At 51.6% G+C, this 11,756-nt stretch carries 13 protein-coding genes; 4 read left to right on the plus strand and 9 right to left on the minus strand.

The genetic code is table 11. The features are described from left to right. The first annotated feature begins 39 nt into the window (after positions 1-39). From BN3659_RS08240 to BN3659_RS08255, 4 genes are all read left to right on the plus strand, one after another. Positions 40-498 carry a hypothetical protein gene (locus tag BN3659_RS08240; RefSeq protein WP_141682540.1) on the plus strand — a complete coding sequence of 153 codons (459 nt, stop codon included), beginning with the start codon at positions 40-42 and terminating at the stop codon, positions 496-498. Between the two features lie 490 nt (positions 499-988). Beyond that, on the plus strand, positions 989-2,347 hold the full coding sequence (locus BN3659_RS08245) for a hypothetical protein (RefSeq protein ID WP_141682541.1): 1,359 nt from the start codon (positions 989-991) through the stop codon (positions 2,345-2,347). Between the two features lie 138 nt (positions 2,348-2,485). Beyond that, the gene (locus tag BN3659_RS08250; protein ID WP_091536119.1) at positions 2,486-3,001 is read left to right on the plus strand and encodes a hypothetical protein; all 516 of its coding nucleotides are present in this window, start codon (positions 2,486-2,488) and stop codon (positions 2,999-3,001) included. A 116-nt stretch (positions 3,002-3,117) separates the two neighbouring features. After that, positions 3,118-3,591: an AAA family ATPase gene (locus BN3659_RS08255; RefSeq protein ID WP_091536121.1), complete on the plus strand. Its 474-nt coding sequence runs from the start codon at positions 3,118-3,120 to the stop codon at positions 3,589-3,591. Positions 3,592-3,670: 79 nt separating this feature from the next. Here the strand turns inward: BN3659_RS08255 and BN3659_RS08260 are convergent, their stop codons facing one another. The 9 genes from BN3659_RS08260 to BN3659_RS08300 form a co-directional block, all read right to left on the minus strand. Beyond that, on the minus strand, positions 3,671-4,309 hold the full coding sequence (locus BN3659_RS08260; protein WP_171847737.1) for a radical SAM protein: 639 nt from the start codon (positions 4,307-4,309) through the stop codon (positions 3,671-3,673). Continuing rightward, positions 4,306-5,157, minus strand: coding sequence for a phosphoadenosine phosphosulfate reductase family protein (locus BN3659_RS08265; RefSeq protein WP_091536122.1), 852 nt, complete (start codon positions 5,155-5,157; stop codon positions 4,306-4,308). Before BN3659_RS08265 ends, BN3659_RS08260 begins: the two co-directional genes overlap by 4 nt. 46 nt (positions 5,158-5,203) lie before the next feature. Then, complete coding sequence (locus tag BN3659_RS08270) at positions 5,204-5,485, minus strand: HU family DNA-binding protein (RefSeq protein ID WP_091536124.1); 282 nt, start codon at positions 5,483-5,485, stop codon at positions 5,204-5,206. A gap of 45 nt (positions 5,486-5,530) precedes the next feature. Beyond that, positions 5,531-6,448: a DUF4373 domain-containing protein gene (locus BN3659_RS08275; RefSeq protein ID WP_171847738.1), complete on the minus strand. Its 918-nt coding sequence runs from the start codon at positions 6,446-6,448 to the stop codon at positions 5,531-5,533. Between the two features lie 40 nt (positions 6,449-6,488). Further along, positions 6,489-6,755 (minus strand): hypothetical protein, encoded by a 267-nt coding sequence (locus BN3659_RS08280; RefSeq protein WP_091536127.1) that lies wholly within the window; start codon positions 6,753-6,755, stop codon positions 6,489-6,491. Positions 6,756-6,776: 21 nt separating this feature from the next. Next, a complete protein-coding gene (locus tag BN3659_RS08285) occupies positions 6,777-7,067 on the minus strand; it encodes a hypothetical protein (protein ID WP_091536129.1) in 291 nt (96 codons plus the stop codon). A 193-nt stretch (positions 7,068-7,260) separates the two neighbouring features. Next, the gene (locus BN3659_RS08290; RefSeq protein WP_091536131.1) at positions 7,261-8,607 is read right to left on the minus strand and encodes a tyrosine-type recombinase/integrase; all 1,347 of its coding nucleotides are present in this window, start codon (positions 8,605-8,607) and stop codon (positions 7,261-7,263) included. A gap of 487 nt (positions 8,608-9,094) precedes the next feature. Continuing rightward, entirely contained in the window at positions 9,095-10,288 is a 1,194-nt protein-coding gene (locus BN3659_RS08295) for an esterase (protein WP_091536132.1), read from the minus strand. A gap of 26 nt (positions 10,289-10,314) precedes the next feature. Then, a complete protein-coding gene (locus BN3659_RS08300; protein WP_091536134.1) occupies positions 10,315-11,154 on the minus strand; it encodes an MBL fold metallo-hydrolase in 840 nt (279 codons plus the stop codon). Positions 11,155-11,756 lie beyond the last annotated feature (602 nt).

The following is an 11,756-nucleotide window of genomic DNA, read 5'->3' on the forward strand; positions in this document are numbered from 1 at the left end:
CGAAAGACCCTTCAAGACGACGAAAAAAACGCAGTCTGCGTGAGATACGCGCAGACGGGAAGTCTGCGGGCCGTAGCCTCCGAATACGGTATCAGTCCCATGCGTGTAAAGCGTTTGTGGGAGGCTCTCGGCGAGCAGCAGCAACAAGTGCTGCGGGCATCGGTCGAGGATTTAAGGCAAGAGGTCGAGACGAAGATCGTTCGCAACGAGCTGACAGGCGACTATCTTGAACGGGTCATTAAGGCACGGGATGCGGCTATTGCCGAATTATGGGCGCGGTTGTCGGATGTAAAGCTGCGTAGGGCCATGTCCGATAAGAATTTGATCGCCGCCTGCAAAACGTTGTACGATATGAGCAGCGGGGCCGAAAAGCGACAATCCGAACCGAACGACCTGTTCATGGTGTTGAACCAGCGTATTCACAACGAAATCAATCACAACTATTACATACAAGAGCATGGAACGATAGAGACAGACGATTCCGATAGCGGGAATTAACCGTGCGGAAAATGATTTGACGGTGCAGGACGGCTGTTGCGAAACCCTGCACAACCTACGATATGACGCGGGGGCATGGCGGAACGTGGAAACTTTCCGGCAGGTGGCGGAAATAACCGATTTCGGAGGTTTTACGCTGTTGTATAAACATCCCGCGACGGCCGATGACCTCTATATCGCCTCGGACGAAAGCGGCACGATTCACGAGGTGCGCGTTTCCGGCGGTCGGCTGTTATCGACGCAGATACTTATGCGCGGGGTGTCGGAACTGCGGCAGACTTTTTCGTTCGGGAATGTCTTGGTGTTTATTACCGACGGTCGGGAGTTGTATTACGTCCTCTACGGTAGCGAATATGTCGCTTTCAATATGCCGGAACCGCCGGATATAAGCGAATCGAAAGAAAACAGATCGCGGTTCAAGACCGATTTTTACGCAGCGATACATCATAGTTTAGGGAGTACCACGTATGATTATATCGCCGGCGATGACTTGGCACGTGTGGATAGTATCGCACCGGACGGCGGGTATTTCTTTACTCGTATCACCGATAAGAAAAACAAAACCTTGTTGCTGCCTGCGGTCGATGGCGAATATTGGCTCGGAGCCATAGCCGTAATGGTCGCCTATCGCATGGTGGACGGTTCTACGGTCGCCAATTCCGAATTGGAGATTTTCGCCTCGGACGGCGGGGAAAGCGAGGACGGGGAGTATGTCGATTATGTGGCGGACGGAATGCCGTCGAAAGTCCCGGAGAGTATCAGATACGGGGTTTTCATCGGGACGAAATACAAACACACGACCTGCACCAATAATTTTTATATCCTGCCGGAAATCGTTATCAATATTCCGGAAGGGATAGATACGCGCATCATCGAGAGCGTCGCAATTTACTCTACCCGTATTATCCCTATTTACGATTTCGAGCAGACGTGGAATGGCAAATGGAGCCTGTCGGATCGGGGAAGCGGGGATGATAATAGCTATACGTGGACAGCGGATTTCAGAAAACTGTTTACAAAGGATGTGGATTTATTGCAAGAGCCGTTATACCGGATCAAGGAGATCAAGATTCGGGATTTTGTCGAAAACTGCCATAAAGAGAAACTCACCTATACACTTCTGAAAAATGCGGAGAGCCAGCCGGTTTTCGAGCCTACGCAGTCGCTCCACACGCAGGTTGCCGGGTGTTACTATGAATATAACGGGCGGTTACACAAGGGAAATATCCGTACCCGCCTCTTTGCCGGTTATTCCCGCTTCTGTTTAGGAGAGACGGAAGAGGGGATGACGACGAAATTGATTTGTCGATTGGATATAGACAATACCCGCAAGCAGGTTTGTCGTTCGGTGGCCGCGTTCCGTCCGACGAAAATCCGCAGGGTTGCATCATATCCCGATTATCGGGCCGTGCAGTTTGCCGTTACGGTCGATGACCCCGGCTCTTACGGCGGAAAATGTCTGCTGAATGTCAAACTCGATGCCTGCGAGGGTAATAATTATGCTTATGCCATCGGCACTCCATCCGGCAATGCGAAATACCCCTGTCTTAGAATGTCCCGATCCTCAGTAGAATATGAACAGACGGACGACGACGATACCTATATCGAGACGAACCGCGTACAGGCATCCGCGACGAACAATATGTTTTCCCTGCCTTTTGCCAATTCGTACCGTTTCGGAGTAAGCGAGGAGCGGATCATCGCCATAGCGACGGTCGTGGACGAGCTTTCCGCAACCCGTTTCGGCGCTTTCCCGCTCTATGTCTTTACGGATCGGGGCGTGTGGTCGCTGGAAAGCGGAACAGGCGAGGTTCTCTACTCCAATATTCTGCCCGTCAATCACGATTAGATTATCAACCCGAACACCTGCACGGCGTTGGAAACGGTCTTTTATATCACTTCACGGGGCGTACATAGCCTCCGAGGACGTTCTTCGCAGCTTATTTCCCGACAGATCGAGCGATACGCCGGAGAGCTGACCGAATATTTGAAAACGGCGCAGATCTGCTTTCGGTTCAAATACGGGGATTTGGTCGTCTATAACCCTGAATATCCGTATGCCTATGTCTATTCGCTGGCCTCCGGCCTGTGGTCGTCGCGCGATATGGACGGACGGATACTTAATAACGGACAGATTGTCATGTGCAGCGCGATCGCCTTATTTGGCGACGAAACGATGTCCTGTTCCGTCGATTGCCGCATCGTAACGCGCCCCTTGAAATTCGGAACGACCGATTTCAAGCGTCTCGAAACAGCCGTCGTGCGCATCATGTCGCAGGACTGTTTCGTGCATGTGATCGCCGAAGGGGCGAACGACTGCCGTACATGGATAACCTTGCGCGACGTTTGGTGTCGTGTCAGCGATATGGACGCACGGTTTCGGCGTACCTCTACGTCGTTCAAATTCTTGCGGTTCAAACTGCATTTGACAGCTAACGAGCGGCTGTCGATGACCGGCGTGGATGTCGAGTGGTATCCCCGTTTTACGAAACGGTTGCGGTAGGGGTGTTACATTCCGTTCCGAAACGTTACGAATCGCAGTGCGCCCGATTAAAAATTATTTATCGAAATTTTCGTTTGTGCCTGAAAAAAATGTATTTCTGTGTTAAATCTTAGAGTATGGACGAAAAATTCGCAGCGCTGGAAAAGTATAATTTTTGGGACGGCAATATTCCGGTTTTGGGGTATTTGCGAAAGCATTATACGGATGAAATTGCCGATTATATCGGTAATAAGCTGGTGAAGGTATTGGTCGGGCAACGTCGATCCGGTAAGAGCTATATTTTGCAGCAAATCGCACATCGTCTGATCGAACAAGGCGTCGAGCCTCGGAATATCCTTTGTATCAACAAGGAGTTTATCGAGAAGGATTTGGAGGCGCTCTTGCAGCTTCATAGGGAGCGTCTTAAACCGGAAGGGAAAATCCGGCTTTTCATCGACGAAATACAGAATATAGCCGGCTGGGAGTTAATCATTGAATTGAGATTTCCCGAAATATTTGATGCAATTCGGGCGGGACTTTTTCGGACTGGCAAATTCTCTTTGAAAACGCCGCCATTCCGCAGAATATTTCCCCTGTTCATCCCGAAATAGCATGGCGAACGGTAAAATCCGGCTATCCATGCCTCGCCCAGTCGTTTCATTGCTTTATCCATTGTATCACCTTTGTAGCCTACCAAAACATAACATTGTAAGATATGATCGGGTGTAGTGAAGCCTGCTTCACGAAGGATTTTTCCAGCCTCAACGAGCGGAGGCAAATCGCTCGGTGTATCATAAGCAAAAATAACGAACGAGGGCGCAGTTCTTTTAATCGTTTGGCAATTTCTGATGTAATCAATGCGGCTTCCAGTCCACCGGTGAAATGTGGCCGTTGCGGTTGTCTGGCCAACATGGTAAATACTTCGTCAATGTGCTCGGGACTACATGCGAGAAGATTATCGTCGAGAACATTCCAACCATCTGCAATTGGCAACTCGCGGAGCTGGCCTCCTTCTCGTTTAGGAACGGCACAAAACCAACATCGGTTAGGGCAACCTCGGGAAGTAATCGTATAACCTTTTTTTAGATACATTCCGGGGATAAATTCTCCACAGGGTTCGTTGTATGCTGGGCCTCCGATCTTTACCGGAGCAATGTGTGCCCATTGTTTCGCAGCCCATTCTGCCCATCGTCTATGCCAAGTAAATGCGACGGAAATATGCACTTCGTCTGCTTCGTCGAAGAGTGAAGGTGTCGTAGCGATACGCACCAGTTCGTCGTCGGGCGTAGCGTTTGTACGCACGGGAAACACTCGGATAATCCGTTTCATAGTGTGTCGAAATCTATTTTTTGTTGCAACCTCAACGTGGCGAAATATTGGTCGGCCGGAAGATTCGATACCCACCAATCGAAAATTTCGTCGGCTGTGGCGTGGAAACGCTCCATGTAGCCGTTCGTGTCGATCAGATATTGAATACTGCGTTTTATGGCCCGTTCTACGGCGGGATAACGGCGGCGGTCTCTTGCTTTGTTTTTAACCGACGACATCGGACAGAAGATACAGCCTATACGTCGGTATCCCTCGTCGTATAATCGGCAATAGGATAGGTTATTTTTCCGAATGAAATTCCATACATCGGAATCCTGCCAGCGGTAAATTGGCAAGAGCATGATTTTATCTTTGCCTCCCACACACGCGAAATCCCGCTCTTTATTGCGGTTGAATTGGTCGAAGCTGCCGGAAAAACGATGATTGCCGATTTGCACTTCGTTCCGTGCCGCTCGGCGTGGACTTTCGGCGGCTCGGATACCCAGCAAAGTTACGGTTCCGCCTCCGGCCTGTTCTTTCAGATAGGCGCAACAATAGCGTTTGGTGCGTATCGGGAGCATTTTTTTCTTTTCGATCAATTTGTAAAAGTTGATTTCGGGACGATGCAATACGACATCGGGATATTGTAAGCGGACGAAACGCATCAGTTCCGGCGGGTCGATGGTCGTAATTTGCATGTGGGCCTTGAATTTCACTTCGGCCATCTTTGCGAGATGGTATAATGCCACGCTGTCTTTCCCTCCCGAAAAAGCCAAGTGATACCCGTCCGGCGACATGCGTAAGGCCAACGTTTCTGCACGTCGTAGGAGTGCTATCGAGTAAGCGATTTTATGTTCGAGTGCTCCCATTTTCTTTTCTGCGCAAAATGCCCTGCCTTATAAGGCAGGGGTTAAGTTAGTTGTTCCTTTCAACAGCTTTTTTGAAGTTTGGATACGGTCGAAATTGCGGTACCCGTTTGGCCGGAACAGCCATTTGTTCACCTTTGGTGATGTTCCGACCGACTTTTGCTCTACGGAGCTTCGCTTGGAATACACCGAATCCTCGAAGGTAAACATAGTTTCCCGAGGCGACACTCTTTTTGATGAATTTCATTACGTCCTCAACAACTAAAAGGACTTCCTGTGCGCTCATACCACGTTTTTCCGCGATCTGATCTACTAATTCTTTTTTAGTCATACGATTTAGTTTTTAGTTAATGATTTATGGAGGTTTGGAGCCCTACTAAATGTTTTGCTTGCGTTTTAAGATGTGATCCATTCGGGCAAAAGAATTGAAGGTCGCAATCGCGCTGGTATGGGTGGCCAATACGTTCCGACGGTTGGCGATGCTCTCCATAAGCCGCTCTATGTCGCGCCAATCCGATATTCTTTCCGCAATGCTCCGACAATTCGCCAATATCAGAGGACGCTCGAATTCGAACATGATGGGATAATTGCATCGTGTCCATAAAAACATTTTTTCATGTCGGGCCAATTCATTCCATCGACGGCCGAATGAGGCAAGAGCGAGCCGGTCGTTTTCCGGCATGGTTTCCCCCGCACCCCCTTCCCTTTCTTCAATACCGTGTGTATGTGTATCTGTTTTGCCATTATTCTCTCTATTCTTCTTTTCTTTCTTATCGGAAGGAATAGCCGTTTCTTCGGCAGATTGCGGTATATCTTCCGAATCATTCTGCATAAACCGGCATTTCTGCGTATTCTTTCGGATTTTCACGGAGGAATCGGCGATTCTTTCGGAATCATCGTCTATTGTTGCCGAATTATCGCCTATTTCTTCCGAAGAAATAAGCGAGTATTCGGCATCTATTCCGGCTTTACGCCGCAGAACCGCCATAATATCGAGATAACGGGCTTGAATCCCCCGTGAGGTCAATAATTCGCTGTGTTCGTAGAGCTGACGATCGAATAGGCCCAATTCGATACAATCGTGAAAAATGCTGGAAGTACGGTCATCGTCCAACAGGCATGTATCGGCAATGTCGGCGATCAGGTCTTGGTCGGCAACGATATAATATCCTTTATCCCGATAAATTTCACAAAGCAAGGCGAGGTAAACGGCCAGTCCGTCGTTTTGCCAACGACGCATCAGCCGTTTTAATTTCCGGTCTTGGAACAGGCCGCAGTCCAACCGGAAATACATAAGTCCTCTTTTTACATTTCGCCCGGCCATCGGATTTCAGTTAGCGTAACTTCCCCAATTCAATAAGGCGTTTTACCGTGTCCAATTCGATACGGGAGTAGGTCGCTTTGGAATTTCCCGTTCCCGGCTTGACCCGATGTACCCAGCCGCGATTGAGCCATGTGCGCACGTAACTTTCACCATAGATCCGATACGCCTCGCGTTGGGATATTTCATCCTTAATCAATCCCAGCCGATTTAAGGCTATCGAGGCTCCGAGTGCAGCACTTTCCATGATTAGGGTCTTTTGTTCGTGTAAATCGTCCATAATCTTTAAAGTATTCCTCAACTATTTTTGTATGCCGATACTCTTGAATAATCGCAGAATTTCGGTTCGAGTGAGCTTCGATTCGTTAGGAGCCGAGGTGCAGAGGATGTAAAAATGGTTATCTTTGGAACGGGTGCGGAATGTCAGGCCCCGTCGTTCCATGCGTGGAATTGCGTGGCGGGCATTGGTCAAAGCCTGACCTTCCAGCGGAAATTTGCGAATTTCACGCACGCTGAAACTACCCAAAATTTCACTCCATGTTCGGGGTAATTGTTCCGTTTTGATCGAAGGTGTCTTGCCGTTATCGTCCATTTTGTATATCTCTTTTCAAGTGAGTGAAATATGTAAAAATCACACGTTTACGGTGAATACAAGTTACAAAATGGGACGTGAATAAGAAAGAGGGGATTTACTGTTTGGGCGTATCTGACGGACTGACAAATAAATAAAATGCGCCCTTCCGTATATTTATCGGAGGGCGCATAATGCCGTCGATTATGTATTTCTACGATGCGACAAGATTTTGTACGGACTTTTCCGGTGCTGTTTCATTGAAAATATATTTTGAATCAGTCAATGAAACTTCGGTTTGATTGCTTTTTACAAAATCAATAACGGCGCGATTGGCTTTATCGACGATATTCCAATCTTCGATGATATAAATGTGTGCCAACTTCTTCTCTTCTCGTGGAGAATGTCCGAGGGCGAAATCGACAATATCATCGCGGATGCCGCAATGATTCCATGCAATGGATGCCCATGTACGCCGGAAGGTATAAGTTTCCAAATCCGGAAAGTTGATTACTTTTCCTACCCGTTTCAGTCCTTTGTTCACCTGTGCATTGAATATATCGCTGTTTGCATATTTACGATGAAATTCAAACAGGCGTACTCCCGTAGGATCGCGGTATTTTTCAATTAACGCCAATGCCTCCGGTTCGATTCGAATGTCGATTTTTGCTTTATCCTGTCGCCGATTTTTTGTTTTGGTACGGTTATAAATTAAGCGTCCGTTTCGGATGCCGGTACAGTTATATAAATCCACCGTGTTTATCCCGATCAAGAAGAATGATAGCAAGCCGATGTCTCTACCTAAATTTCTAATGTTATAATCGCCTCGGCGCTGGAATGTATCGTCGTCTGGAACATTGAAAACGGCTCGTAATTGCTCCAATGTCATCGGCTTTTTTTCAGTCCGAGGAATCGGGGGAACTTTGGTTCGAGAGAATGGAGAGAGAGGAATGCGGATAACTCCGATGTCCTCATCGTTATACTCGGCTTTGGCTGCATTGTGCAATGCCTTCAATGTGGCACAGTACAACGACGGAGCGCGTCGGCCTTTTTTATGGCCTGCGCGGGGCTTTTCGTTTTCAAGGAAAGTGATAAACTGTTTTATGACTTTGGATGTTATTTCGTTAATATCAATATTATTCCGCCGAAGAAATCGCACAAATGCGTTAAGCGCACATTGATACATCTCCGCATTGCCTTCATGGTCGTTATCTCGTAATTGTTGAATATGCCGCCTTCCAAAAGCGATAAAATCCAATTTGAAATTTTCATCCTCCTTATAATTCTTGATAAGTTCTACGATCTGATCTACATTCATCGTCTCGATTTTGTCTGCGCACTTATTGCAGATTTTCCGGTATTCGTCGATAATAGGCATCGTATCCCGGACATAGGAGGTGCCCCGCTTGAAATCGAATTTTTCGTTTACCTCGGAAGAACTCGCGTAATAGCAGGTCGGGATATACCGGGATTGTTTGTTGTGGGTAACCCGAATCTTTACTCTGAAAACTCCGTCCGCTTTTTTGTAGCGGGGATGGATAACGGTCTTAAAAGTCGGCATACGGCTAAAAATTTTGGAAAACTATTAGAAAACTTTTTACTTCAAATGTACCTTCCAAATGCTGAAAATGCAATAAAAAAACGGTGTCTGACTTACGTTCAGACACCGATAATTAGTTAAAATTCAGTGCAAATGAATTATTTATGTAAATTTCGCCGTTCCCGTTTTTATGCCGTTTAGCAAACCGGTGGTATAAGCCACTCACCCACCTCTCCGGAGAAACTAAAACAAAGGGCCCTGCCCTCGATTGCGGAGCAAGAGTAAGTCAAAAATGCCGAACTACCAAATAAATTCCGCAAAATTCATTCGAATCCCTCTCGGGTCGGTGTCCCGTGCGGCCCGCACCTCCGACCGGATACGGCAGGGCGAGCACGGCAGGAAAAGCACGACGAACCGGAAACGACAGGTACGATGCGGCGGAGCGGATGCGACGAGGCGCCGGCAATGACGCCGGCACGACCCGCCCTGCCGGCAAATCCCGCCCGCGCTATTTGAAAATCAACCGCACGAACTCCGATAGATAGATGCGCCAATTGCGCCATGTGTGGCCGCCGCCGGTCTCGTAATAGGTATAGGGGTACCCCATCCCATCGAGCTTGCAGCGATACTCCTCGTTGGCCTTATAGAGAAAATCCTCCGAGCCGATGCCGATCCAGTAGAGTTTCGGCGCCTTCGAGAACTGCAAGGCCAGTTTCCCGTCCGAATCGGCGTATACGGGCGACGACACCGAAGCGTCGGGTTCGACGGCCGCGGAGAAAAGACCCACGTAGTCGAATAAATCGGGGTATTGCTTCGAGATGTGGAGCGCATGGAAACCGCCCATCGAAAGCCCCGCGATGGCCCGCGCCTCCTTGCGGCGGACGGTGCGGTAGTGGGTGTCGACGAATTTCACCACGTCGGGGAAGTGGGTCTCCATCACGCCGTCCATCGTGTGGGGCAGCTGCGGCGTAGGCCGCTCCAACCCGAGCGGCGAAGCGCCCGGGGCGGCCTGACGGGCCACGTTGCCGTTGGGCATCACCACGATCATCGGCACGGCTTCGCCCGCAGCGATCAGATTGTCGAGAATCTGGGCCGCACGCCCCAGCGACACCCACGCCTCCTCGTCGCCGCCCATACCGTGCAGCAGGTAGAGAACGGGATATTTACGCCCCGAATTTTCATAGCCCGCAGGCGTGTAGACCGTCATCCGACGATCCTCTCCGAGCACGGACGATGGGTACCACACGTGCGACACGGTGCCGTGCGGCACATCGTCCACCCGGTAAAGGTCGGCCCGACCGCCTTCGATCAGAAAGACGTTGGATACCGACGCCACGTCGCGGATCGCGTAGACGTTGGAGGGATCCGTCGTCCGGAACCCGTCTACGAGAATCGTATAGCTGTAAAGCTCGGGCGCCAGCGGCGCAGGCGTCGTGTACTTCCACAGACCGTTCCCGACCGGAACGAGCGCCGCCACACCGGCAGCATCGGCCTGTCCGAAGGGGGTTTCCACGCGCTGTGCAGGCAGGAAATCGCCCGTAACCTCCACCTTGCGGGCTTCGGGCGCCAAGACGCGGATCGTAACCCGGTTGTCGGGCAGGATTTCCGGAGAGACGACCTCTCCGCCGCCCCAGATCGCCTCTTGAGCGGAAGCCGCGAAGCCTCCGGCGAGGAGTGCGGCGAACAGAATGAATCTTTTCATGGTAAAATCAGAATTTTTCGGATCGTTCATCGGGCCTGCGCGGGATCGTAGACAATCGAGACCTCTCCGCCGTATGCGACGCGAGGCGCGGCGCAGTTGAGCGCAGACTCCACCTCGAACGGCGCGTCGTCCGTCGGCCGGCCGTCGAGAATCGACTGCGCCAGCGCAGCCATATCGGCCAGATAATCGGCACCGAGCGGGCGGCGCTGATAGGGATAGTGTCCGCAGTAGATCTTCTCGATGCCGCCCGCCGTCTCGCGCTGCATGCGGCGCACCGCGGACAGATAGAGCGACACGGGAGCCGTGGGCACCACCTGCAACCACACCTGTCCCGAGCCGAAGGCGTCGCCCGAGAAACAAATGCCTGCGGCACGGTCCATCAGGACGACCGATCCCGGCGTGTGGCCCGGCATCTCGACCACTTCGAGCACCCGCCCGCCCAGATCGAACCGGTCGCCCCCGCCGATGAAGCGGATGCGGCCTTCGTACTTCGGCAGGCGGTCCAGCAGCACGGTGTCGGCGGGGTGCATGTATATCTCGCCGAAGAAACCGATGCCGCCCGCGTGGTCGTAGTGGGCATGGGTCAGCACCACGAACAGGGGCTTGCGCGTGAAGCGGCGCACCACACGGTCGAGCTCCGCGGGATGGGTGCCGGTGTCGATCAGCAGGGCGCGCTCCGTGCCCTCGACCAGATACATCGTCGTCCGGTCGTCGGTCTCGATCACCCACACGCCCTCTTCGAGCGGCGTAACCGCGAGGTCGGCCGCCGTATAGACCGGCGGGCGCGGAGGCTCGGAAAGCCCCTCCTGCGCAGCAGCCGTCAGCACCGGCAACAGAAAGCAAATCAGCAGCAGCAATCTTTTCATGGTCGCTCAACTTGAAGGATCGTACGGACAAAGATAACACATTTCGCGTCAAAACACACAGCCGCGGTCCGTTTTTCAGCCGAAAATCCGGCCTGCGGACACCGGATGCCGCATCGGCATTCAGCCTCCCCGACTGCTTTCCCCGCCCGCCGGCGTCGTCGCCCGGGCCGTCCATCGCCCGTTCGCCGCTGCCCCGTGCCGCGGTCGCGTACCCGCTCCGGCGCACGCAGATACGGAACGGAAAGAATCGGTACGGGCGGAGACCGAACACGCAGGCCCGACCCATGCGGGTACGGCACGAGAAGCGGTGCGGCAGGATCGGCGCAGGAGAGGCCGGCAGACAAACGCACCGCTCGCAGGCGCGGCGCAGGCGGAAAAATCCGGTTCGGCACAGGCAGACACATCTGCGGCGAAGCGCGCCGAGAGGGACGGGAGCGAGGGAACCGAAATTCAGAAACAGGAGACACGAAGTTCGAAGCGCCCCAGCGGTCAAAATGCCCGAACCGCACCGCCGGGACAACGGACCTCGGGACCGGAAACGGTTTGCGGATATGCCGAAAAAAGAGGAGCTGTCCAACAAGTCTTTTTACCCTCCGAGAATT

It is taken from the genome of Alistipes sp. CHKCI003, from assembly GCF_900021155.1.
In the GTDB taxonomy this organism is placed as follows: Bacteria; Bacteroidota; Bacteroidia; order Bacteroidales; family Rikenellaceae; genus Alistipes; species Alistipes excrementavium.